The 25118-nt window shown below is 68.1% G+C and carries 15 protein-coding genes and 2 rRNA genes (1 of these 17 cut by a window edge); 8 read left to right on the plus strand and 9 right to left on the minus strand.

Annotation, left to right across the window (positions count from 1 at the left end; translation table 11 throughout):
- The 4 genes from POL67_RS15325 to POL67_RS15340 form a co-directional block, all read left to right on the plus strand.
- Positions 1–1901 (plus strand): 23S ribosomal RNA (locus POL67_RS15325); it begins 1105 nt to the left of the window's first position.
- 129 nt (positions 1902–2030) lie between these two features.
- Positions 2031–2147, plus strand: a 5S ribosomal RNA gene (rrf, locus tag POL67_RS15330).
- A gap of 67 nt (positions 2148–2214) precedes the next feature.
- Entirely contained in the window at positions 2215–3900 is a 1686-nt protein-coding gene (locus POL67_RS15335; RefSeq protein WP_271918097.1) for a DUF885 domain-containing protein, read from the plus strand.
- Between the two features lie 54 nt (positions 3901–3954).
- A complete protein-coding gene (locus POL67_RS15340) occupies positions 3955–4722 on the plus strand; it encodes a peptidylprolyl isomerase (protein WP_271918098.1) in 768 nt (255 codons plus the stop codon).
- Between the two features lie 25 nt (positions 4723–4747).
- On the opposite strand, the gene POL67_RS15345 is transcribed toward POL67_RS15340, so the two are convergent.
- The gene (locus tag POL67_RS15345) at positions 4748–4936 is read right to left on the minus strand and encodes a hypothetical protein (RefSeq protein WP_271918099.1); all 189 of its coding nucleotides are present in this window, start codon (positions 4934–4936) and stop codon (positions 4748–4750) included.
- Between the two features lie 448 nt (positions 4937–5384).
- Here POL67_RS15345 and POL67_RS15350 point away from each other — a divergent pair, with 448 nt between their 5' ends.
- The 3 genes from POL67_RS15350 to POL67_RS15360 all read left to right on the plus strand — a co-directional run bounded on the left by POL67_RS15350 (position 5385) and on the right by POL67_RS15360 (position 7943).
- Positions 5385–5726 (plus strand): hypothetical protein, encoded by a 342-nt coding sequence (locus POL67_RS15350; protein WP_271918100.1) that lies wholly within the window; start codon positions 5385–5387, stop codon positions 5724–5726.
- A gap of 110 nt (positions 5727–5836) precedes the next feature.
- Complete coding sequence (locus POL67_RS15355; protein WP_271918101.1) at positions 5837–6826, plus strand: DUF2169 family type VI secretion system accessory protein; 990 nt, start codon at positions 5837–5839, stop codon at positions 6824–6826.
- Positions 6819–7943: a hypothetical protein gene (locus POL67_RS15360; protein WP_271918102.1), complete on the plus strand. Its 1125-nt coding sequence runs from the start codon at positions 6819–6821 to the stop codon at positions 7941–7943. The genes POL67_RS15355 and POL67_RS15360 overlap by 8 nt, the downstream gene beginning before the upstream one ends.
- 9 nt (positions 7944–7952) lie before the next feature.
- Here the strand turns inward: POL67_RS15360 and POL67_RS15365 are convergent, their stop codons facing one another.
- The 6 genes from POL67_RS15365 to POL67_RS15390 are packed head-to-tail and all read right to left on the minus strand — an operon-like array spanning position 7953 to position 21705.
- Positions 7953–11972 carry a DUF6531 domain-containing protein gene (locus POL67_RS15365; protein ID WP_271918103.1) on the minus strand — a complete coding sequence of 1340 codons (4020 nt, stop codon included), beginning with the start codon at positions 11970–11972 and terminating at the stop codon, positions 7953–7955.
- A gap of 3 nt (positions 11973–11975) precedes the next feature.
- Positions 11976–14369, minus strand: coding sequence for a hypothetical protein (locus POL67_RS15370; RefSeq protein ID WP_271918104.1), 2394 nt, complete (start codon positions 14367–14369; stop codon positions 11976–11978).
- Entirely contained in the window at positions 14366–16906 is a 2541-nt protein-coding gene (locus tag POL67_RS15375) for a type VI secretion system Vgr family protein (RefSeq protein ID WP_271918105.1), read from the minus strand. The genes POL67_RS15370 and POL67_RS15375 overlap by 4 nt, the downstream gene beginning before the upstream one ends.
- Positions 16903–17388 carry a hypothetical protein gene (locus POL67_RS15380; protein ID WP_271918106.1) on the minus strand — a complete coding sequence of 162 codons (486 nt, stop codon included), beginning with the start codon at positions 17386–17388 and terminating at the stop codon, positions 16903–16905. Before POL67_RS15380 ends, POL67_RS15375 begins: the two co-directional genes overlap by 4 nt.
- Positions 17381–19501, minus strand: coding sequence for a type VI secretion system Vgr family protein (locus POL67_RS15385; protein WP_271918107.1), 2121 nt, complete (start codon positions 19499–19501; stop codon positions 17381–17383). Before POL67_RS15385 ends, POL67_RS15380 begins: the two co-directional genes overlap by 8 nt.
- Complete coding sequence (locus POL67_RS15390) at positions 19498–21705, minus strand: type VI secretion system Vgr family protein (protein WP_271918108.1); 2208 nt, start codon at positions 21703–21705, stop codon at positions 19498–19500. The genes POL67_RS15385 and POL67_RS15390 overlap by 4 nt, the downstream gene beginning before the upstream one ends.
- A gap of 64 nt (positions 21706–21769) precedes the next feature.
- Here POL67_RS15390 and POL67_RS15395 point away from each other — a divergent pair, with 64 nt between their 5' ends.
- The gene (locus POL67_RS15395) at positions 21770–22720 is read left to right on the plus strand and encodes a DUF72 domain-containing protein (RefSeq protein WP_271918109.1); all 951 of its coding nucleotides are present in this window, start codon (positions 21770–21772) and stop codon (positions 22718–22720) included.
- A 3-nt stretch (positions 22721–22723) separates the two neighbouring features.
- Here POL67_RS15395 and POL67_RS15400 read toward each other — a convergent pair whose 3' ends face one another.
- Positions 22724–22867 carry a hypothetical protein gene (locus tag POL67_RS15400; RefSeq protein WP_271918110.1) on the minus strand — a complete coding sequence of 48 codons (144 nt, stop codon included), beginning with the start codon at positions 22865–22867 and terminating at the stop codon, positions 22724–22726.
- Positions 22864–24894: an alpha-amylase family glycosyl hydrolase gene (locus POL67_RS15405; protein WP_271918111.1), complete on the minus strand. Its 2031-nt coding sequence runs from the start codon at positions 24892–24894 to the stop codon at positions 22864–22866. The genes POL67_RS15400 and POL67_RS15405 overlap by 4 nt, the downstream gene beginning before the upstream one ends.
- Positions 24895–25118: the final 224 nt, after the last annotated feature.

Raw genomic sequence — 25118 nt, forward strand, 5'->3', positions numbered from 1 at the left:
CTAAGTGTCAAAGGATGTGGGAGCGCACAGACAACCAGGAGGTTGGCTTAGAAGCAGCCATCCTTTAAAGAAAGCGTAATAGCTCACTGGTCAAGCGAACCTGCGCCGAAAATATAACGGGGCTAAGCTCGGCACCGAAGCTACGGGTTCTCGAAAGAGAGCGGTAGGGGAGTATTCTCAGGTAGATACACGCCGGACGGTGACGACCGGTAACGGACCTGAGAAGAGCTTATGCAGGCATGAGTAGCGATAAACCGAGTGAGAAACTCGGTCGCCGTAAGCCCAAGGTTTCCTGGGGAAGGATAATCCTCCCATGGGTTAGTCGGATCCTAAGCCGAGGCCGAGAGGCGTAGGTGATGGGAAGCAGGTTAATATTCCTGCACCACCAAGGATGGCGTTGAAGTAAGCGGGGACGGAGTAGGGTAGGCCGGGCACGGCGGATGGTTTGCCGTGTTCAAGCCCGTAGGATGAGTTGCCAGGACCCGATAGGGACAAACGGCAGCTCGTGTATCCGAGAGGTGATGAGGTTCGGACCTAGTCCGAGACACTCGGTGATCCCAGACTTCCAAGAAAAGCCGCGTACAGAGCCCCTTTGGTGTCCGTACCGCAAACCGACTCAGGTGGGCGGGGTGAGTATCCCAAGGCGCGTGAGAGAACCCTGGTTAAGGAACTCGGCAAAATGACACCGTAACTTCGGGAGAAGGTGTGCCGCTCTGCGTGAAGGTCCTCGCGACCGGAGCGTGGGGTGGTTGCAGAGAAACGGGGGTTGTGACTGTTTACTAAAAACACAGGACTCTGCGAAGTCGTAAGACGACGTATAGGGTCTGATGCCTGCCCGGTGCTGGAAGGTTAAGGGGACGAGTCAGCGCAAGCGAAGCTCCGAACCGAAGCCCCAGTAAACGGCGGCCGTAACTATAACGGTCCTAAGGTAGCGAAATTCCTTGTCGGGTAAGTTCCGACCTGCACGAATGGCATAACAACATCCCCGCTGTCTCGACCAGGGACTCAGCGAAATTGTATCGGGGGTGAAGATACCCTCTACCCGCGGCAAGACGGAAAGACCCCATGAACCTTTACTGCAACTTGGCAGTGATTTTCGGGATATTCTGCGTAGGATAGGTGGGAGGCATTGAGGCCGGGCTTCTGGGTTCGGCGGAGCCAACGTTGAAATACCACCCTGGATATTCTGGAAATCTAACCTGGACCCATGACCTGGGTCGGGGACACTGCCTGGTGGGCAGTTTGACTGGGGCGGTCGCCTCCTAAAAAGTAACGGAGGCGTGCGAAGGTTCCCTCAGCCTGATTGGAAACCAGGCGTAGAGTGCAAACGCACAAGGGAGCTTAACTGTGAGACCGACAGGTCGAACAGGTGCGAAAGCAGGCGTTAGTGATCCGGTGGTTCTGCATGGAAGGGCCATCGCTCATCGGATAAAAGGTACTCTGGGGATAACAGGCTGATCGCGCCTGAGAGTTCACATCGGCGGCGCGGTTTGGCACCTCGATGTCGGCCCATCGCATCCTGGGGCTGGAGCAGGTCCCAAGGGTTCGGCTGTTCGCCGATTAAAGCGGTACGCGAGCTGGGTTTAAAACGTCGTGAGACAGTTTGGTCCCTATCTGCCGTGGGCGTAGGACACTTGAGAGGAGCTGCTCATAGTACGAGAGGACCTGAGTGGACGTACCTCTGGTGTTCCGGTTGTTCTGCCAAGGGCATAGCCGGGTAGCCATGTACGGAACGGATAACCGCTGAAAGCATCTAAGCGGGAAGCCGGCCTCAAGACTAGGTGTCCCGAGCCGCAAGGCTCCTAAAGACCCCTCGTAGACCACGAGGTTGATAGGCCGGGTGTGGAAGCGGAGTAATCCGCGGAGCTAACCGGTACTAATCGGTCGTGCGGCTTGACCATACCTCTAAGGCAACATTGAAGCTCGCGCGCGGAGTTCGGGTGACCGAATCCGCGCAGCTCTGAGCTGCGATAGGACGCGACCATGAAGAGAACCCCACCGCCACGGGGCCTTCGTGGACACCCAAATTTTCCGGTGGTGATATCGAGGAGGCCACACCCGATCCCATCCCGAACTCGGAAGTTAAGCTCCTTGGAGCCGATGGTACTGCTGGGGCGACTCAGTGGGAGAGTAGGACGCCGCCGGGTCTTTTTCTAAAGCCTGCAAGCATTCGCTTGCAGGCTTTTTTTTTCATCATCTGGTTTTTCATCCGGCATGCACAACAGCTCTGGTCCCGTGTTCGCGCTCAGCGACGCTCTGCTCGAAGACATCGCTACACATCGTCCTACCTCGGCCACGTTTTGGGGCGTCCGGGGGCATGACCACGCCTGGGACGATTTTGGCCCCGAAGGCGCGGAGTCCACGGCGGCGATGCTATCGAGTTATCGCCGGCAGCTCGATGCGCTCCCCGCGCCCGAGCGAACCGAGGACCGGATCGCCGCGCGCGTCATGCGCGACTTCCTGGACGTCGAGCTCGACCGCATCGTCCAGGGCGATCATTTCGTCGACCTCAACAACATCGCCTCCCCCTTCCAGCATATCCGCATGGTGCTCGACGTCATGGACACGAGCTCGCGTGCCGGCTGGGAGAGCATGATCACGCGTCTGTCGACAATCGATCGCGCGACCTCGTCCTATCACAGAGCCCTCGAGGAGGGCCTTCGCCGCGGGAAGACCGCTGCCCTACGCCAGGTCGACGCTGTCCTCGCCCAGGGACGGGTGCACGCGGGAGAGGGCTCCTTCTTCCGCACGCTCGGGCCGGCGTTCGTGCAGAGCAGCGCGTTCGATCCAGCCCTTGCCGAATCGCTCGAGCGCGGGATCGAGCACGCACGCCGCGCCTATGGCGAGCTGACCGAGTGGATCGAGAAGACCTATCGTCCCGCCGCGCGCGTCGAGGACGGCGTTGGCGAGGAGGTTTATTCGCGCAAGGCGCGAGGCTTCCTCGGTATCTCGATCGATCTACGCGAGACGTTTGCCTGGGGTTTCGCGCAAATCCGCGAGATCGACACTCGCATGCGCGAAGTCGCTGCTCAGATCCTGCCCGGCGCCTCGATCGACGACGTCATCCGCTTGCTCGAGACCGATCCGGCTCGATGCGCTCGCGGCCCGGACGATCTCGTCCGCATCGTCGCCGAGTGGCAGGCACGCGCGGTGGATGCGCTCGCCGGTGTGCACTTCGACATCTCGCCCCCCGCGCGTCGGGTCGACGTGAAGCTCGCGCCGGCCGGCAGCACGCTCGGCGCCTATTACCTGCCGCCTTCCGACGATTTCTCCAGGCCCGGCACCATCTGGTACTCCCCCGGCGAGCGCGAGCAGATCCCGCTCTACATGGAGCTCAGCAGGGCTTATCACGAGGGATTCCCCGGGCATCACCTGCAGCTCAGCGTGCAGGTCTCGTTGCAGCATCGGCTCTCGCGACTGCATCGCGTCGTCATGAGCGATTACCAGACGGGGTATGCCGAAGGATGGGCGCTCTACGCCGAGCGCCTGATGGACGAGCTCGGCTTCCTGAGCAAGCCGGAGTTCGTCCTCGGTCAGCTCGTTTGCCAGATGATGCGCGCGTGCCGTGTCGTCCTCGACATCGGCGCGCACCTCGGCTTGCAGGCGCCGATGGACGCGCCGGTCCGGCCCGGCGCGCGGATCGACTACGACTACGGCGTCGAGATGCTCACGCGCGTCGGCCGCATCCCGGCGGATCACGCTACCTCCGAAATGACGCGTTACCTCGGCTGGCCCGGGCAGGCGATTGCCTACAAGGTGGGCGAGCGCGTGGTCCTCGGCCTACGCGACGAGCTCCGCGCGCGCCGCGGCAGTTCGTTCGACCTCAAAACGTTCCACGCCGACCTGCTTGGCGTGGGCTCCGTCGGCCTCGGGACGCTGCGCGAGCTCCTTCTTTCCTGAGCGTTCTCCGGCGCGCGTGACGGCGCCGCGGGGCTTTCGTTAAGCTAGCCCCTCATGAGCCGGTCCCTCCTCGGCCGCCTTTCCCTCGCCGCGAGCTTCGCCGTCCTCGCCGCTTGCTCCCGGGACGAAGCCCCCGCACCCCACGCCTCTCCATCCGCCACAGCCGCCGCGAGTGCCGCGTCCGCCGCTCCCTCTGCGGCGCCGGCGACATCTGCGACCGCGCCCACGGCAGGCGGACGCGATGGCAACGATCCCCTTTTCCATCCCGAAAAAGCGATCGAAAAGGCGCCCGATGTCTTCAAGGTGAAATTCTCCACCACGAAGGGCGACTTCGTCGTGCAGGTGACGCGCGCCTGGGCGCCGAACGGGGCGGACCGTTTCTACAACCTCGTAAAGCTCGGCTTTTACGACGGCGTCCGTTTCCACCGCGCGATCGACGACTTCATGGTCCAGTTCGGCATCCACCCCGAGCCCGCGGTGAACGGCGCCTGGTACCGCGCGTATTTTCCCGATGATCCCGTGGTGAAGAGCAACCGTCGCGGCTTCGTCACGTTCGCGCACGCGGGCAAGGACACGCGCACCACGCAGATCTTCATCAGCTACGTCGACAAGCAGGCGCGGCTCGATACGCAGGGCTTCGCGCCGTTCGGCCAGGTCGTCGAGGGGATGAAGGTCGTCGACTCGTTCTACAAGGGCTACGGCGAGCTCGCGCCGAAGGGCAAAGGGCCGAACGCGAGCAAGATCCAGCGGGAAGGGTACGGCTACCTCGACGACAACTTCCCCAAGCTCGACGCGATCAAGGAAGCGAAGATCGTCCCCTAGCGCGGCGGCCTTCGTACGAAGTTGCTCAGCGCCTGTCGGCGATGGATGGTTCGAGCACGTGCCGCGTCGCTTCGATCGCCGACTGGAGGCGCTCCCGCTCTTCGGGAGCAAAGAACGTCCTCTCGCAGCCGGCCCGCCACACCCATGGCGTGAGGCTTCTCCGCGCCTCCCCGCGCACGGCCTGCTCCGCATCGAGCAACGCTTCGAGCAGCATCGTGTGTGCGCGTGCGGCACTTCGAGGATCAGGCGCTGGATCCGGGCTGGATCCAGGCGACCGATCCGCTCCTTCAGATACCAAGTGGCTTCGCGTGCGACGCTTGCACGCTCGTCCCCGAGCGCCGCGAAAAGCTCCTCGACGTGCTTGTCCCCAGCCCATCGGGCAAACGCGACGAGCGCTGCTTTGCGCACGGCAGCCGACGAGTGAGTGCGGAGCACGAGGACTCGCGCTGCGTCGTCCGGATGGTCGCCCCACTCGGCGAGCCCCGCGATCGCAGCCGCGACCTTCGACGGCTTCTGCTCGGCGAGGGCCTGGAGATAGTGCGGCCTTGCGTCAATCTTCCAGTGCTCGGCGAGGTAGTGACGCGCCATCCATCGGACCGAAGCGCTCGCATCCAGCAGCGCATGCTCACGAGCAGCGCATCGAAGGCCTTGCGGATCGGAGCGTGGTCGTCCCGACCGAGCACTCGCAGGCGATCGAAGAGCGGGAGGTTCGCGAGCAGCTCGCGACCTCGCGCGAGGTCTCCCTTTTGTGCCTCCGCAATCCGCGCCATCACTGCGGCTTTGGCCGCTGCGCGCACGGGCCGCACCCAGTCGTTCAGCCGCGCCAGCAGGAACGGCACCTCCACCCCGTCGCGCACGTTCGCGAGCCGCTCGATGCTCGCTTGCCGCACGTGGCCGCTCGGGTGGATCGCGAGCAGGCAAAAGAGCGCCGTTCTCGCGGCGCCGAAGGCCTCGAACTGCGCGAGGTCCACGGGCCGCAGCGCTTCTCAGGCCTCACGGCGTGAATCGGGAGGTCCGTATTCGCGGCGACAAGGTCTACCTTCTCTCCCTCCGGACCGTAAAGTCGGCGCCAGGCGCGGACGTGCTCATGTAGGATGCTCGCTGGGCCCTCGCGATGAGCTTCGTCAACGAGACCCGATACGCCGCGCTGCCCGTGCCTCTCGTTGATCCCGAGGGGCGCGACGTGGTCGTCACGATCGTGAAGGCCACCTTTGTCGTGGACGATCGTGGAGATCTCCGACCCGCCGAAAATCCGAGCCCGGTGCGCACGAGCGACGTGGCGCGTGATCCCGACGATCCACGATCGAGCCTGCTCTTCCCGAGCGATCTCGGCCTCGAAAAGCCGGGCACCGACGTCGTGGTCGTGGGCGACGCCGTCGCGCCGCGTCCCGTGAAGGTGATGGATGTCGTGGTGCAGGTGAAGCAGCGCCTCGCGCCGCTCTGCGTGCATGGACCGCGCGTGTACTACGACGGCGTGCTCGGCATCGCCGTTGGCCCCGCGGCGCCGTTCGAGCGCGTGCCCATCATCTACGAGAACGCGTACGGCGGCGCCTCCGAGGATCTCGCGGTCGTCGAGCTCGAAAACCCCGCGGGTGTTGGCGTCGCGCGTCGCGCCGCTGATCTGATCGGCAAGCGCGCGCCGCAGATCGAGCATCCCGAGCGGCCTCATACATCGGCTTCGGATCGGCACCCGCCGATGGGATACGGCGCGATCCCGCCGCACTGGTCGCCGCGCCGCGAACTCATCGGCACGTGCGGCTCGTCCTGGCAGCAGACACGTATGCCGATGCTGCCCGCGGATTACGATCCGCGCTTCGCTTGCGTGGCGCATCCGTCCCTGCGTTTCGAGGAGAGGCTCGCGCCAGGGGATCCGATCCGTGTCCTCGGCATGTCGCTCGTGCCGCTTGCGCTCGAACTCCCTCGGATCGCCGCGCACGTGTTTGCCCGGTTCGACGGCGGCGAGCGCGAAGAGCGGCCCATCCCGATCGACACAGTGATCGTCCTGCCGACGGAGCGCCGCTTGGAGGTCTCGGGCCGCGTCGCGTTTGCGGCCGGCCGCACGCGGCGCGTGCTCCACGCGATCGAGGTGCGGGCCGATGCGTGACGAGGCGCCGACCCCCGCAGAGAACGTCGTGCGAGCCGTCCCCCCCCTCGACACGGACCTGCGCGCCTTCTTCGCCTTCTTCGGCGCGTTCTCCGAGGCCCCCGATCCCCTCTCGTTCCTCGCTGTTCGAGGCCTCGCCGAGGGCGACATGTTTCATTTGCTCGCCTTGTGGCAGGCGCGCATGTCGACCGATCGCGCCCTGCGCAAAGACGCGCTCGGTCTGCTGGCCCGGCCGACAGGCGATATCCCCGATGTGCAAGCGGGCCCGACCCTCCCCGTCCAGGCGCCGCGAGATGCGTCGGCGCCGGCGAAGGCACCCTTCGTGGCAACCTCGCTCGGCTTCGTCATCGATCGTCCGGCCTTGCCTTTCGTCGCGCCGCCGGAGAAGTCGCCGCCGCCTGCGCTCCCTCCGAGCCCGCCCCGCCCGGCGCCGAAGGGCCTCGGCGAGACGAAGATGGCGTTCCATGTCGACAAACCGGTTTTGCCTTTCGCGAAAAAGCCGGCCGTCACCGCGCCGGAAGCCGTCCCACCGCGACCGCTCCAAGGGCCCGCACCTGCTTCGCTCGGCGAGACGAGGCCGGCCGTGCATCTCTACAAGCCGGCCTTGCCCTTCGCCGCCAAGGCGCTCGCGCAGACCGCCCTCACCTTCAAAGTGAACCCTCGGATCTTGCCGTTCGGGCCCGAGCCTTCTCCGGCGCCGCGCCCGCTCGGCGACACGGCGCCGGCGTTCGTCTCGGCCAAACCCGCATTGCCTTTCCCGACCCCGGACAAACCTCCCGTCGTTGCCTCTCCGGCGCCTCGCCCGCCGCCGAGCATGCTCGCGGAGACCTCGCTCGCGCTCCCGATCAACCTCTCTGCCGTGCTTCCGTTCGTCAAGCCAACCCCGAGCGGGCCCGCCACGCGCCTCTCGATCGAGGCCTATGCCACGATGTGCGCCGAGATATGGCTCGACCCGCCGGGCGCGCTCCGGATCATCGCGCGGTATGGCCTCTCGCCGGAGGCGAAGCGGTCCGAGGACGCCGCGTGGCAGGCGCGTTTCGCGGCGGCGCCCGCGGAGCGCGCCACGTGGGAGCGCCTCTCGATCGAGGCGGGGGCGCGGATGCGCGCGGGCCGGTAGGCGGCTCGTTCAGGGAGGCGGCGGGCGGGGCGGAGCGTCGGGGTAATGGTTGTAGGGGTTCGGGTATCCTCCGGCGCCCCAGCTATTCCATTTCCCGGGGCGCGACGTATCCGGGTAATAGGTGACACCCGGCTGGGGGATCAACCGGCTCGAATCCTGAACGCCGATGGGCGGAGCAATGTGCAATCCCGGCCCCCAGACGATCTCGCTCGGCGCAAAGACACTCACCTGATACTGCGAGGCGAGCTGCGCCGCGATGGCATCGGGCCTGCGCCCGGTATTGCAGGAGAAAAGCTTGAGCGGCACGTTCCTGTCCCAGTTGCCCGCCATCATCAAGCGCTCGCCGAGCTCTCGCGGCGACATCTGCGTCCAGGACCCGTCCGCATGTTGCACATGGACCGCGTCCACGGTTCCGTGCACGTACACCTGATACGAACTGCCATCACGTCGCCCGCCCGTCATACATTCGTAGATGAATTTGTCGACCGTGGGATTTCCAAGGAAGACACACGCGAGCCCCAGCGGATCCACGTGCATCACCGGGCTCCCGTTCCACGCGAAGAGGTTCGGCCCGCCCTCGAGCCCCAGCGGATCCGGGCTCAGGAAACGCATCACCTCCGGATCGAACCAGCGATACCGCACATAGGAGAGCCCCACGTCCTCGTCGTGGTGATGTCCGAGCCTGCGCAAGAGCGGCGCCACCGGCCGCCCCGAGGGCCCGGCTTGGGCTTCGCTCCGCGCGAGCGCGCCCCACGCCGAATAACACCCCGAAAAAGCGAGCGCGCCCGTTCCGTCGACGAGCTCCGTCGCGGCGCCGACGTGGTCCGCGAGCACGCCGAAGACGGCGTCACCTTCCCCCTGGAGCAGCGGCACCATCGTGTCCGGGTGATAGACGATCGTGCGTTCGCCTCGCTCGGAGTCGATTTCGGCGAGCAGGAGGTCGCCGTCCCAAAGATACTCCACGGTGCGGCGCGAGGGCAGGGGAGGAAGCTCCTCGCGCGAGACGGATCGAACCGGACCGACGACCTCTTTTTTCACGCGCCTGCCGAAAAGATCGTACGTCATCAGGATCCGCGTCCCGTCGCCCCGCACGACCTCGCGCAGATTGCCCCGGCAATCCCAAAAATACTCGAGCACCTCGCCCGTATCGATTCGCTTCTTGCGGATACGCCGGTTCGCCTCGTCGTACGAGTACGCCGCGTTCGAGGCCCTCCGGAGCACGTTCCCCGGCCCCACGTCCCAGCCGGCGCCCGTGGGCTCGACCGAGCCGGCGGCGTCGTATTCGAAGCGCTCCTCGCCCGCTTCGACGAGCTGCCCGATTTCGTCGTGCCGATAGCGGACCTCGCCCCAGCGTGCATCCCGTTTGCCCGTGAGCCTCGACGACACGTCCCACGTGTACACGCGCGACACGAGCGCGTGGCCGTCCGTGCCCGCCCATTCCTGCGTGATGCGCCCGCGCGCGTCGAAGGCGAACCGCGCTTCGACGCCGGAGCGCGCGAATCGAAAGCCGATCATGGCCCCCGCCGCGTCCCGCGCGAACGCCACGCGCTCGCCGCCGTGCTCGATCACCGCCACGTGCCCCGCCTCGTCGTACACGTACCGCGTGACCTTCCCGCTCGGCAGGTGCACGGCGGTCCTGCGATTGTGGGCGTCGTATTCGTAGCGGATCGTCCCGGCCTTTTGCGTCGTCGACACGATCCGCGAGGCCTCGTCCCAGTGCATCTCGACCGATACGATTCCGGCCGGATCATCGAGCTCGTACGTCACCTTGCGCGCGACCTCGTCCCGCCCGACCCTACCTGCACCGTGCGGCGTATCCTCCTCCACGAGCTCGTCGACCTCGTTGTATCGATAGGCGCGCCACGTCCCGTCAGGCAACGACAGGCGCGAGACGAGGCCATTCCGACCATAGGCCGCACGCAGGATACGCCCGTCGAACGTGCGCATCTCCGTCACCCGGCCCAGACGATCGTAGCGGAAATCGTAAAGCTCCGCCTTCGGGTTCTGGATCCGCTGAGGCCTTTCGAGCAAGTCGTGGCACACGGTCCAGGCCTTGCCGTCCTCGTTCCGGACCTCGACCACGGAGCCCGCACCCGCGTGCCGGAACGTCGCCACGCGTCCGAGCTCGTCGATGCGGCGCGTCTTGCGCCCGAGCGCGTCGTATTCGAAACGCACGCAAGTCCCGTCGGGATGCTCGTGCACGAGCACGCGCCCGAGCGCGTCGAGCTCGCGCCGCGTCGTATGGCCGTACGAATCCACGCAAGCGATGGGCCGCCCGAGCCCGTCGTGCTGCCATTTTCGCCCGAGCCCGCCCGCGAGGCGCTCCTCGATGCATTGGTGCCGGTCGTCCCATACGAACCGCGCCCGGATCCCCGCGGCATCCGCGATCGTCACGAGCCGCCCGTGCTCGTCGTACGCGAGCGTGAGCCACACGCCGCCCGGGTATTTCACCGACGTGAGCTGTCCGCGCGCATCGTACCCATACTCCGTCACGCGCCCACCTGCCACGCGCCGCACCACGCGATCGTCCACGTGCACGAGCTCGGTCACGCGCCCGAGCGGATCCGTGATCTTTACAAGGTTGCCCCGCGCATCGTATTCGAAACGGCTCGTGTTCCCCGCGGCGTCTTTCTCTGCGACCACGAGCCCGTCATCGTCGATCTCCCACGTCCGCGCGGCCGACCCGTCGTTCGTCGTGATCCCGAGGAGCGCGCCATCCCGCGACCGCCACGAGAAAACGCGCGGCGAGAGCGTGCCCGAGAGCCTCGTCGTCCCCTGCTGTTCGTCGTACGTGATGTCGCCCGCGTGAATGCCCCCATCGCCGAAGGACCGGACGCAACGGCCGGTCTCGGGATCGTAAACGTAATGGAACGACAGGCCCGTCGGCAGCGTCTTTTTCACGAGCCGCCGCCGCTCGTCATAGCTGTAGGTGACGTCGTTCCCGAGCGGATCCGTGACGCGGACGAGCTCACCGCCGACATCGTAGCCAAACGAGACGGTCTGGAGCGGCGTCCGCTCGTCCCCCGACGCGAAGACCGTGAGCCGCGTGATGTGACCGTTCTCGTCGTGCGTGAGTCGGATCCGCCTGCCGGCCGTGTCCACGAGCTGCGTGAGCTTTTCGCCCTCGTATTCGAGCTGGATTCGCTGCCCCGAAAGATTCGTGAGCTCCACGAGCCGGGCCCGCGTACCTCCCTGGGGACGAAACAGGCGGCGAATACCCGTCGCGAGCGAGACCACCGATGCTCCGCCGCCGCGCGCATCCCGCGTGATCTCGATTCGCTTGGCCTTGTGAACGACCGTTTTTCCTGCCGACACGTTTCGCAGGACGCGCGTGGATCCATCCTCGTCCCGGAGTCGGAGCTCGTCGCCCTCCACCTCAATCCATTGATCGTACGCGTGGGTCCACCCGCCGTGGCCGAGCGGCCCGTGCTCGGATGCGCGTGTGCTGTCGTAAAGCCGCGTCCACGTGACTGCAATCGGCCCTGGGAGCGAGACGTCGACGTCCGTGTCCACCACCGCGCCGGAGACCACGGAGATCGGGTCGAGGATCACCTGCGAGCCAGCGGCGAGCGCTGCCACGTTTTGAGCCCACAGCACGGTATCCATCGTGATGAGCTGTCCGATCGTCTGCGCGATGAACGCCCCCTGGTAGGGCACGTTCATCTGGACCTTGACGCCCGTGCACGCGACCGGCTTGCCGCCCGCGTGGACCTTGGCCTGATTCGCGAAAATGATCTGGCTATACGCGGACGTCATGTGCGTGACGACGTCGCCGCCGGTGGGCTGGCCCGGGAGATTGCCCGGTTTGTCAATCGCCATCACGCTGCCCTGCGTGAGGACCGGCTTGTAGGCGACGAGCAGATGATTCGATACCTTCTGCGCCGTCGACGAATGCGACATGTACGCGAAGGGCGCCGTGACGGGCCCTGCAGGCGGGGTCGGCGGGACGAGGCTCATGGCAGGCGTCGGCCCGGGGCAGAAATGCCCGCTGCCCGTCGTCGCGATCTTCTTCCCATCGATCGACGCCATGGCCTACCCCTTTCCTTTCATTTCGCGCGCGGCCCGGAGCAGCGGGGCGAGGCTCGCCTCCACGTCGGTCGCATACCCCCAGACGGGCACGGGTTCGAGGCGCCCGAGGCGAGCACGAAGCTCGTCCACGCGCTGCATGAGATCGCCGCGGGCAAGATCTCCGGATGCGCATTCATCGGCCACCACGGTGGGCGAGAAGGGAAGGCCGCGGCGAAGACGCTTGGACGCATCGAGGCGCGTCGACGCAATCACGCTCCGCCAGGCCCCGGCGTCACGCATCTCCTCGGGAGGAAGCGCCGGCCCGAGCATGACGGTGAGCGCCTCTGCCGCGGCGAAGGAAAGATCCTCGTCCACGAGGCATTGCAACAAGCGCGGCAGGATCGCCGGGGAGCCCCATCGCCCCGCAGCCAAGAGCAAGACTGGCGTCGTGGTTTGTCGGCCAAAGAAATTGTCCGCCGCTGCGGCATCCTCTGGCCGACCTGCGAGCACGTAAAGGTCGCCCACGTACGCGCCGAGCCGGGCCGCGACGGCGGGATCCTCGAACGCGCGCCGCGCCTCGACGTCGCCGAGAATCGCGAGCTGCCGGGCCACGCGAAATGCATTCGCTCGATCCTCCACGAGGAGTGCGCTCCGGAGCGCAGGGACGAACGCTCGTTGCGAGGCAGGGGACCGCGCCGCGCAGGCGTCGAGGGCCGCCGCGCGCACGAGCGGAGACACGTCCGAGAACGCGCGCTGGACCTCCTCGTCCGCGAGCGCGCCGCGGGCTGCGAGGAAAGAGAGGCCGATGGCGCGGGCGATCGGCCGTGCGGACGCATGGAGGGCCCGTCCGAGCGAAAAAAGCTCCGCGTGCTCGGAGAGCGCGAGCGCCTCGGCCACGCGCCGCGCGTGCGCATCGGCCTCGTCGGGGAGCGCGTCGATCTTTCGCGACACGAGTCGCCTCGCCTCGTCGCCCTCGAAGGCCATGGCCGCGGTCGTCCCGCCAAACCATCGCCAAGGGTCTTCCTGGTGCTCGGCCCAGTCCGTCGCGAGATGGATGAGGGCGCGCCTGCCCGAGGCGACGATCGCGTCGACCTGATGGAGCATTCGTTGCTCAATGTCGCGCACGCCGCGCAAGGGCGAACGTTCGCGCGCCTTGCCCATCCCGGCGAGCGTCTCCGCGCAGTGCGACACGATTTCTGCATAAAGCGCCTCCCGCGAGACGGGGCGGAGCCGCTCGGGATCGAGCCTCACGAGGGGCGACTTCGTGATCGACTCCGGCAAAGGTCGTTCGAGGGGCAGGATGTCGTTTGCCGGCGCGAGGGCCGCGTCGGGGTCGAAGGTTGCCTCGTCGAAGGCCGATGCGACGTCTTCCGCGGGCGATGGTTCGTCCGGTGAAACGGAATCCAAAGGCACGGCCCGCGCGCGTGCCCGCTCCTCGAGCGGGTGCAGCGCGTCCCCTGGAGCCGAATCTCCTCCCACGCCGAGCGCAAGCCCACGTGTGCCGTCGCGTGAAAGGGCCCAGGCGAGCAGGCGGCTGTCAGGTGGACAAACCCCGTGCCGGACCGAGGCAAACGCAACCACGAGGGCCATCACGCCGGCCGCCGCGCCGACCTGTCCGATTTCAGCTTCGAGACAAACACCAAAGGCCTCCGCGTGGAACCTCGAAGCCTGCCGGGCGGTGCTCCATTCCCATTCCCGCGATCGGAGCGCGTCGACACGATCCTGGCCGAAGACCACCTGAATGGGGGCGCCCTCGGGAAGCTCGCCGAGGAGGCTCGTCAGCGCGGCGGCGTCCACGGGCTCGTCGTCGTCGTCGGTGCCTCGACCGAGCGCGGTCTTGCTCATTAAGATCGTCGGAGCGTCTTTCCGCGTGCCGCGCACGACAACGAGCGCCCCCGCGCCTTCCGCCGGCCAGAGCCGCGCAGGCTCGAAGGGGCCGGGAGGCCGCGCGACGAGCGCCGCCGCCCGATCCGCGTGGAAAAACGAATCGACGCCGACGATCGCCGCGTCGGGCCACCCATGCGCGTCGATCCGCGCGAGCGCGTCGAACACGCCCGCCGCGCCTGTGAAACGTTCCACCCGCGACGACGCCGCCACGGCGGCGAGACGGCTCGCTACGTCGTCGAGCACGGCCGCAGGCAGGCCCTCGCACGGAGCAGGCAGGCAAACGACCAGCGGCATCCCCGGCGCAGGCCGAGCCTCCTCCAGCGCGATGCGTCCGAGCGCGACGAGCCGGTCCGGAAGATCGAGGTCTGGCGGGACGAACCGCGCGTAGCCGACCTGAAAAGGCCGTCCGTTCGCGAGCACGAACGGCGCGGGCGCAGGCGGCGGCGCATTTGCCCGTGGGAAAAACACGTGATCCCGGACGAGCACACCCGCCGGAGAGCAGAGACCGAGGCCAACGACCGAGAGCGTCACTTGTGCGTCAATTTCCCCGCTTCACGCGATGGTCCCGTGATTCGAATGCTCGGCGCCTTGATCGTGACCCCGCCGCCGGACGCCGAGATCTCGGCCCCGCCGCACTTGAACGTCACGGTCCCACCCGAGAGCGTCAAATTCCCTCCGACCGAGAGCGTGAGCGACGCCTGCGCCGTCATGCGATACGCCCCGCCCGCGCTTACCTCCCGCGCCCCGCTCACGTCACTCTGGACGAGGCCCTTCACCTTGCGGGCGATGTTTTTCGAGCTCGTGATCACCAGCGATCCGAGCGATTCGTTCATGGCCCCCGCGACCTGCATGCCGGCCTTCGTCGTCTCCGTCGTGTGGCTGCCATTGACGAGCATCGTCGCGGGGCCGAGCGTCACCCACGAGACGGCGCCCGGCGTCATCACCGCATACACGCCGCCGACCATTTCCGAATAAGGTCCCTCGACGAGCGTCGCTCGGTGCCCCGGCCCGGGCCCCGCCTTGCCGCTCGGTCCGCTCACGCCCGCCGCGCCTCCGCCCGCCGCGACCTCGCCCTCGGGCGGACGACCGTGATCCCAGGGCATGGGCTTCGACGATCCGGTCACGCTCGCGAGAATCGCCTCGCCGCCCGGCACCATCGAGGCGGCCATCCCGGCCAACCCCATTCCCGCCGCCGCCGCCGCGCCTTTCTCACCGCCCGCGGAAAATCCTTCGATCGCAGCGCGACCCACGCCGAGCCCTGCCGCCACGATGGCACCCGCGGTGCCGCGTGAGCCCACGCCCGCGAGCGCCGTGGAAAACAACAGATTCGCGGCGCCCTTCACGGGGCTGCCCACTTGCTCGGCGAGCAGGCCCCCCACGGAGACGGCTTCCATCCCTTTGACCTGCGTGACGAAGCTCCCGCCCGCGGTCTGCTTTTGCGTCGCGCCCACTGTCACCGTGCGCGATCCGTACGACGCAGCCCACCCGAGGTGCACGCTTACCGTCTCGTCCGCGCCGATCGAAGACGTCATGCTCCCCAGGACCTCGGCATTTTCGTTTTTGCGGGTCTCCGTGCGAGAATCGCCATACACGTGGTCGTCCCGGCCAAACGGCGCCGAGAAAAGCATGTGCTGCCTGCCGGCGGCGTCGTCGAGCTGGATCGACGTGCGCGCGGCGGCGCCCGGGGAGCTGTCGGTCGCAATCACGCTCGCCGTCTTGTTCGCGGGCAGCGGCAGCGGCGGGAGCTGCTTGCCATTGTACGAGCGACCGAGGACGAGCGGACGCTCGGGATCGCCGTCCTCGAAGGCGACGAAGACCTCCCAGCCCACACGCGGCAGGACGAATCCCGCCGGTGCCTCGGGCTGCGTCACGCGTACGGGCACGCTGCTCCGGTGATCTTTCGGGCCACGCACATCCCAAGGGAATGCGAGGTGGACGCGGCCGAGCGCGTCGGTGTCGATCTCCTGGCCCGGCGCGCCCGTGACGATCGCCGATTGCACGCCGTCGATGCGCGGCTTTGGCGTGATGCGCGGCAATCGGAAGGGGACACCCTTCGGAATGGCCTCCACTGTGGCTTCGAGGACGGGTTCGTCGGCGCTCCACGTGATCGAGGTTGCCACGACGAACCACGCGCCCGCGACGCGTGCCCGACCGAAGGCGCGATCCGATTCAACGAGCGTGACCGCGCGGCCAGGCACGAGCGCGAGCGCGTTCGTTCGAAGCACGAGCGTCGAGGTGTCCGCGCGCAGGGATTCGAGCCGCCGCTGCGAGGCCCGCTCCCCGGCCTCCGTCGAGCGGAACCCGCCCGGCGCCTCGTAAATGCTCGTCCGTTGCTCGACGCTCGATCCGGCCGTGGCCACGCCTTCGAGCCGGACCGCAGGCCGCTCCGGATCGTACTCGCGCAACGTGACCTTTCCCGGGCGACGCTGCCGCGCGGCGAGGACGGGCGTGACGAACGGGCGCGGCTCGCTCGCCGTCGCCCGCGTGATGACGGCAATCGGATCGGGATACACGTCACCGGCGTGTGTCGAATCGTCCTCGATGACGAGCACCTCGGCGCCGTCTTTCTCCTCGAATCGAAAGAAAAGTCCGTGCTCCTCGCAGAGGCGGCGCACGAACGTCGCGTCCGTCTCGTCGTATTGAATCGCCCAGTCGAGCGGCGGATACGTCTCCGCGAGCCGCACCTCGATCCGCTCGTATCCCGCAGCGCGTGCGAGATCGGCGATGATGTCGGGCGCGCTGCGATCACGGATCACCCGCGGAAACCGCCGCAGCTCCAGCAACGCGAGGCGCGGGCGCACGGTGGCGCGATAGATGCGTTCGCTCCCATGATCGGTGGCGACGAGGACGACCCGCGTCACGATCCCTGCAAACCGCCGCTCTCCCGCCTCGGCCTCGAACCGGAGCACGCACGGCCCGCGCAGCACGTGCGAGGGCAACACGACGGGGGAGGGGGGACCCGAGAAATCGAGCTCGTACCTCCCGATTTCGCCGAGGCGCTCCTTCCCCGCGACACGCACGAGGCGGAGCGGCGGATCCCCGGGGAGCGCGGCGGAGACGTTCGTCACGGGAGCTCCACGCGCGCCGCGAAAATGCGGACCAGCGCGGCCATGTCGATGACGAGCTTGTCCCCCTCCAGGCGAAGCGCGCCGCCCGGCTCGAACGCGAGCGATCCGCCGGGGACCTCGATCACGATCGATTGATCGGCCCGCATGCGCAGGTGTTTTGCTTCGAGTGCGAGCGTGCCCCGCGCGTCCTTTTCGACGGCGCTCGCGACCTGGAGCGCGCCCGCGATCCGGGGCCCGTCCGGTCCATCGACGAGCACGACCGTGCGCCCGCCTCGCAAGCACTCCTCGGCGAAATCGGGCGCGACGGCCCCGTCGAGCCGCGCCGTGAGATGACGGCCCGAGGTGAGGCGGACGCGGTACACACGCTCGTCGCCGTCCGTGGACGCCGCCATGGCCATTTCGATGCGGCCGGGATGGAGCCCCGGGCCGAGGAGGGCGCTCGCCTTGCTGCGCCCGCGCCGCGCGCTTTTTCCTTCAGCCATAACGAGACACTCCCTCCTCGACGCTCGCGACCGCGCCCTGGAAATCGCCCTGAATCTCGATCGTGCCCGGGGTCATCCTGATCGTCATTCCGCCCGCCTGGAGGACGAGCTTTGCCTTGGCCTCGATCGCGATCTCGGCGCCCGCGATCGACGCATTTCCTTTCACCGTGTGCGTGAGTGTCCCAAATGCCTCGGCCACGGTGCCGCCCGCCTTCACATGGCGCGACGTGTAGCTCTCCGCATACACGCCGAGCACGTCGAGCCCATACCCATTCGCGGTCACCGTCATCGGGCCGCTGACCTTCACGACGGCCGCCCCGCCCACGGCGATCGCCTCGGAAATCCCCGCGGTCGTGTTCATCGAGCCGCCGACGACGAGCGTCCCGGCGCCCTCCGTGTGCACGCTCTGGTGTTCGAGCGGCGCTTCGGTCTTCGCCCCGCCCACGATCCGCACGAGCCGCGGCGCCTTCGTGACGGAATCGCCGCCGATCGAAAAGAGGCGCGCTCCAGCCACCGAAATGCTCTCCGCGCTCGCCCACACGCCGAGATCCGCGTCCGTCGTGAGGGCGCGCTCGGCGCCGACCGAGAGCGAATGCGCGCCGTCCACGGCCGTATGCAGGTTCTCCTTGACGAACAGCTCCCGCGACCCACCCACCACGCGCCCGAGATCGCCCTGCACCACCGAGACCTTGTCCTTCTCGGAGAGCTCCTGATAATCGCCGGACGACTGAAGCGAGAGTCGTTCCGTTCCCGCGGCGTCGCTGATGCGGAGGAAATGGCCACGCTCGCCGGCCGGCGTGCTCTTCGTCCCGAGGTGCGTCTCCACCTTCTGCGCGGGGAGATGCAGCGGCGGCGGCTCGGCGCCGTTGTAGAGGCGGCCGAGCACGAGGGGCGACTCGCACGCGGCGTCGGAGAATGCGACGACCTGCTCCCAGCCGATTCGTGGATGAAATGCCGCGCCCGCGAGGGCCGGCGCGACGACACGGGCCGGCGCGGACGCCTCCTGGGCCCAGCGAAGGTGCAACGAGGTGCGTCCGTACGCGTCCACCTCGATTTCCTGCCCCGACGGGCCCGTCGCAATCGCGGTGCCCACGCCTCCGCGTGGACGAATACGAGCGCGGGCAGGGCGGTGCGTCAAAGAGGTGGGCACGGCGCGGAAGCGCGCGAGATAACCGTCGCCCACCTCGTGCGTCACGGCGAGCACGAGATGACGCCCGTCCTGCCCCGCGGCGGGGCATCCTTCGACGGTCACGATCGATCCGGCCGCGACCGTTGGCGCCGTCGCCTCGCCTTCGAGCACGGCGGCCTCGGCCCGCCTCTCGCCGAGCCGGATCGCCGCGAGCGCACGCGCCTCCGCAGGCGAACGCGCGTCCCGCGACACCTCGTACCCTTCGAGCGAGCCCTCGCCGCTCTCGCCCTCGATATCGAGCTCGGGCCGCTCGAAATCGTAGCCGCGCAGGCGCGTCACGTCGCTCGCCGCGCGGCGCACGAGGCGAGCGGCGCAGAGCGAGGGGCCTCCTTCGAGCCCCGCGTCCTCGCGGTAACGCAGCACCACCCCGAAATCGTCGAACGTGGCCGGCTCGTCGGCGATTCGCACGACGTCGCGCTCCGCCGTCGACGGATACCACGACAACCCCTCCTCCGCGAGGATCCGCGCCGCGAAGGCGAGATCACTCTCGAACGACTGGATCCATTGCGCCCGCCGGGGCGGCGCGCGCCGCGCGTGGTTCTCGACGCGGAGCCCATGCGCTTCGAGGATCGTCCGCGCGACCTCGACGGCGCTCGCGGCCGGGAACACGCGCTCGTCACAGCCGTCGCCGGCCTCCGCCACGCGCGCCACGATCACGATTTCGCTGTGCCCCTCGTGATCCTCGATGCGATCGACGATCCCCTCGAAGCGCCGCTCCACGCCGGCGACGCCGAGCACGAGCCAAGCATGCTCCCCGAGGACATCGAGGTGCGCCGCGGAGACCGGCTCGCCGTGCTCAAAAACATCGCAATGAATGCGCGCGACGAACGGCGCCCCCACCCGCTCGTCGAGGGTGCACGAGAGGCCGACGATCCGCGAGGAAATCCCCTGCACGCCGAGCTCAATCCACGGACGCTGCTTCATCCGCCCACCTCGCCGCCCTGGTCCCGCTTGACCGTTCCCTCGATCGACGTCGTGCCGCTCGTCGCCCGGAGCGCGCCGCCCGTGATTGAAAGGGCTCCGGCCGCGAGCGCGCCGGACACGTTGATCGTGATCTGCGACGCTGCAATGCTGAATGTGCCGCCCGCCCGGAGCGCGACCTCACCCGACGCGAGTTTGCCCGTGGGCCCCGCAATCCCATGATCGGCCGCGGCATTCTCCGTCACCACGCCCGCCGTGCTGCGCTTGCCGCCCTTCACCGACTCCGAATACGCCCCGGCGCAGGTGACCACGCGCGCGCCCCGACAAACATACGTCCGCGCCCCCGCCACGCTCTCCGTCACCGAGAGCCCGGCGGAGACGAACTTCGAGCCGCCCACGATCCGCGAAAACGTGCCCGTCGTCTTCGTGTTCGACTGGTTGCATTGCAGCACGTACGCGCCGCCGACGGACTCTTCGTATCCACCGCCGGCGAGCACCACCCGGTTCCCCGTCACCGCGACGATCTCGGCCGCCATCGACTCCGCATTCGCGCCGTCCACGGCGACGTGAACGGGCTTGCCCACGTCCAGACGCTGGCTCCCGCCGATCGTCACGTCCTCCGCGCCGGCCACGTGCGCCGCGAGGCCGAGCCCGACCACGTGGGCCTCGTCGCCGTCCGTCGTCTGTCGATAGTCGCCGCCCACGCGCACGCTGAGATCGCGGCTCGCGTGCACGAAAAACGCCTCCGCACCCGCTTCGTCCCCGAAGCGGATCTCCTGCGTCGTGCCGTCCCCGGGGCTCGTCCACGATTGCAAGGCCGTGACCGCGCGCGCCGAGGGCAGGACGTACGGATGCACCGCCGTCGCATTGTAGAGGCGGCCGAGCACGAAGGGTCGATCGGCGAGGCCGTCGAGGAACGAGACCGCGACCTCGAATCCGACGCGCGGGATCATCATCGCGCCGCCGAGCGGCCATTGCATCGCGCGGACCCACGAGGACGACCGATCGTCGGTGATGCCCGATCGATCCCATAAAAACCGGATTTTTACGCGACCGAGCGGATCCGTGTGGATCTCCTCGCCCGGCGGCCCCGTGACGACCGCGCTTTCCACGTGGTGGATGCGCGGCTCCTTCCGGATCGCAGGTCGATGCGGCGGGCGCTCCTCGCCGCCCTCGCCGCGTGTGGGCCGGAGGACGACCTCATTGCGATAAGGCGACCCTTTCCCGCCGTCGCGGAGCGGCCGCGCGAACGTGTGACGCACCTCCGAAACGAGAAACCGTTGATCAAAAAGGTCCACGCCGCCGCCCACAACCTCGACCAGCCGACCCGGCCGCAGGCGCATGCAATCGCTCGTCGCCGTGACCTTCACCTCGTCCCGGCGGAGCTGTTCGAGCCTGCGCTTCGCCCGCGCCGCGGCCGCACGCGCGTCGGGCACGAGGGCCGGATGTTCGAACCATTCGAGCGCGCCCTCGCCGGCCTCGCCGTCGAGGTAGACGTCCGGGTGATCCACGTCGAAATCCCGAACGAACACCCGATCGTGGGACAACCCCGCCTCCCACGCGAGCGAGAGGAGCGCGCGCACGCCCCTCGCGCGCGTGGCGCCCGGCCCGGCGAAGGGGAGGCGCGGATCGCCGTCGATCCCCTCGTGCGAGGCCGTCCCGTCGCCGAAGAGCACGCGCCACGCGCCGTCCTCGGACGTCTCGGTCCAGAACGAGATGCCCTCGCGCGCGAGCGAGCGGCGCACGAAATCCCACTCGGCCTCGCCGTGCTGCGTGCAGAGCGGATACAGCGGGTATTCCCCGGAGAGCCTCGCCACGATCCCGTCGCGCGGCACGCCCGCGCCCGCGAGGACCTCCGTGACGACCTCCTCCGAGGTCTTGTCCTGAAAAACGCGAACTCCCTCTCGGAGCGCGAGCGGCGCGAGCGGATCCGCGAGGCGGAGGGAGAGGGCTCGATCGCGGCCCCGGCCCGCCTCCTCGGCCACCTCCATCACCACGAGCTGGATCGCGCGCGCCGTGCCCTCCTCGGGGTCGGAGAGCACGACGACACACGGCGCACGGACGAGGGCCTCGAGATCGACCTCGCTCGCGGCATGGACGACGATCTCGAACGACGAGAGGTCGTCCATGATTTCGCGCCCGTCGAGCGAGAGGACCACGGTCTCGCCGAGCGGCTCGCAGGCGAAGGCGACGTCCTGGGTCGTCACGACGTGCAAAGCTACAGGAGCGTGCGTACGACCACAAGTGCCACCGTGCTGGCTCGGGTTCTGCATGCTCCCCCGCGTGCCTGCGCTCGTGAAGATCGGCATTTCCGCGTGGACCGAGCGGACGCTCGTGTCCTCGGGGTTTTATCCGCCCGGGGCCCGGACGGCCGAGGCGAGGCTGCGCCATTACGCGTCGTCGTTCCCCATCGTCGAGGTCGACGCCACGCATTACGCGTTGCTCGCCGAGAAAAACGCCGAGCTCTGGAGCGAGCGTACCCCCGAGGGGTTCACGATGAACGTCAAGGTCGTGGCCCCACTCAGCGAGCATTACATCGATCCGCGCGGGCTGCCGCGGGACATGCGCGACGCCCTGCCGCGGGAGGTCCGCGAGAAACGACGCATCTACCCGCAGGACCTCGGCGACGTATTTCTGGACGAGCTCGCGGCGCGGTTCGTCTCGGCCCTCCGGCCCCTGAAAACGAGCGGCAAGCTCGGGCTCGTGCTGGTCCAGTATCCGGTGTGGTTCACGTTCTCGTCGGCCTCGCTCCGGCGCCTCGAACGAACACACGCGCTCTTCCGCGGCCACCGCCTCGCGATCGAGTTCCGAAACGCTGGCTGGCTCGGCGAGCGTCATCGGGACGAGACGCTCGCATTTCTCCGGGAGCAAGGGCTCGTTTATACGTGCGTGGACGAGCCCCAAGGCTTCGCCTCGTCGGTCCCGCCGATCGCGGAGGCGACGACCGACCTCGCGCTCGTCCGTTTCCACGGCCGCAACGTCGAGACGTGGGAGAAGAAATCGGCCAGCGCCGGCGAGCGCTTCGCCTATGAATACGAGAAGGCCGAGCTCGCGAGCTGGGTGCCGAAGATCGTGGGGATGTCCCGACGGACGCGGGAGGTCCACGTCATCATGAACAACTGTTATCGAGACTGGTCGGTGCGGAGCGCGGTGGATCTGACGGAGATGCTCCGGAGGGCAGGCGCCCGCATTGCCGAGCCGCGGGCGCCGCTCGCCGCGTGATCGTCACGGGGAGAGGACGATCGCCGATTTCGCGGGCACCGTGAGCGTCAGCATGCCGCCCGCTGGGACGGTGACGTTCGGGCCGCCCATCGCGTCCTTCAAGACGGTCCCGGCCGCGAATCCGAGCGTGGCGGCGTCCACTGTCATCGGCGCCGGCGCGCCCGACCGCGTGAGCGCGACGATCGCCCCCGTCGCGCCCGCGAGCTTTCGCCCGATGACGAGCGTGTCCTCCGTCGCGCGAGCGAGACGTACTCCCCGCGCCGGAGCGCCGGAATCGCCTGCCGCGCCGTGCCGAGCTTGCGCACGAACGTGAGCGTCGCCTTCTCCTCGGCCGAGAGCCCGTTCTCCGGTCGCCACATGAGCCGGTTGTTCGGATCCGCGCCGCCCCACTGGCCATATTCGTCGCCGTAATACATGAGCGGCGCGCCCGGCAGCGCGAGCAGCCACGCCATCGCCACGCGCATCCGCTCGTAAGGAACGGCATCCGACGGCGCGAGCGCCGTGTTGTCCCACTGGTTGCCCGGGATTCCGCGGTCGCCGTCCGCGTAATCGGCGAGCGACACGAAGCGCGGCGTATCGTGGCTGCCGATGTACGGCGTCATGACCGCGTTCTTCGGCCATTTTTGGAGCCCGTGCTGGGTCCAGTAATCGGCGTGCAGCATGCCCTTGTCGCCGTACGCGAACGTCCGGTACGAGACGCCGTGGTAGAGCACGAAATCGAACTGCCCATCGAGGCCAAAGGGCCCGATGTACCGGGCGATCGTGCCATAGTTCTCGTCGTTGCAGGGGTCGCCGCAGTCGTTCCACCCCATCGCCGTCTCGCCCATCATGAAGTAATGGGTCCCCGCCTTCTCGAACGTCTCGCGCACCTCGACGGAGAGGTTCCGTGTCGCGAGCTCCTCGACGTGCTTGACCGCGTCGACCCGCAGCCCGTCGAGATCAAACTCGTCGAGCCACCACACGGCGTCGTCGACGAACTGCGCGTTCGCCTCGGGGACCGAGTGGTTGATGTCGGGCATGTAATCCGCGAAGAGGCATTCGAGCGCCTTCGCCGTCCAGTCACAGTTCGCCGTGCCGCAGACGCAGCCCGTGCGGAACCACGCGGGGTGCGACTTGAAATATTCGTGCTCGCTGTGCACGTGGTTGACCACGTAATCCTGCAAGATGCGGATCCCATGGGCATGCGCGGCCTTCACGAGCGCCCGCAGCGCATCCGGGCCGCCGAGGCGCGGATCGACCTCGCGCGCCTTGATCGGCCAGTAACCGTGATAGCCCGTGACCTTGTGCACGCCGTCGGCCGCGAGGTACGCGTCCACGGGGTTCGTCTGGAACGGCGTGAGCCAGATGGCGCGAATGCCGAGCTTGTCGAGCTCGCCCTCCTCGATCGATTGCCGCAGGCCCACGAGGTCGCCGCCTTTCCAGTCGCCGCGCGCGTCGGCGCCGGGCGTCGGCGGGGCATTGTTCGAGGGGTCGCCGTCGCGATAACGATCCGTGAGGACCATGTAAACGACCGCGTCGTTCCAGGAGAACGGCTCGGCCTCGATCCAGAAGGGCAGGTGCACGGGCTCGCCCACGCGCCCGCTCTTGCTGCGCGGCCGGAGCGTGACGCGGTACTTGCCGTCGGCGAGGCCCGCGAGCGCGAGCTGCACGTTGCCCTCGGGCGAGACCGTGACCAGGGGCGCCGCGAGGGGTTGTTTCGTGCCGTCTTCGAGCAGCGTCACCTCGAAGCCCGCGGCGTCGGCCCCGCTCGCGTCGGCGCCGTCGACATACCCGAGATCGGCCGTGAACGCGCCCTGGCCCGGCGCCGTGCGGCTGGCCTTCGTGGTCTTCACGGACAGCGTGGGCAGGTTGCAATCCCGCACCTTGACGGCGCTGTTCTCGATGCCGCCGAGGTATTTGCGGCGGCCCTGCGCCGGGTCGAGGATCCATTGCGTGCCGCCGCCCGCGTCCTGGTACACGAGCTTGTACCCGTGGAGCCCCGGCGGGAGCAGGACCGTGGCCTTGTACACGCCGCCCGCGTCGGGGCCGCTCATCACGGGCGCCGTGGCGAGGTCGAAGCCTTGCCATTCGCCGGGCACACGCGGCGCACTGGCGCCGGCAGGCGGGACGAACGTGAAGGTCGTCGGGCAAAGCGCGTCGCCGCCGCCGCTGCCGCCCGCGCCGCTGCCGCCCACGCCGCCGCTGCCGCCCGCGCCGCCGCCGCCGCTGCCGCCTGCGCCCGCGCCGCCGGCGCCCCGGGGCCGGTGCTACCGGGGCCCGTGCTGCCGATGCCTATCGTGCCCGAGGAGCCCCCCGAGCCGAGCTCGCTCCCGTCGCTGCACGCGACGAACGCGAAAGGAAGGGTCAGGAGTGCGAAAAGGGAGGAAGGGGTACCGCGCCACATGGGCGCAGAGTAGAG

The sequence above is a fragment of the Polyangium mundeleinium genome, from assembly GCF_028369105.1.
GTDB lineage: Bacteria > Myxococcota_A > Polyangia > Polyangiales > Polyangiaceae > Polyangium > Polyangium mundeleinium.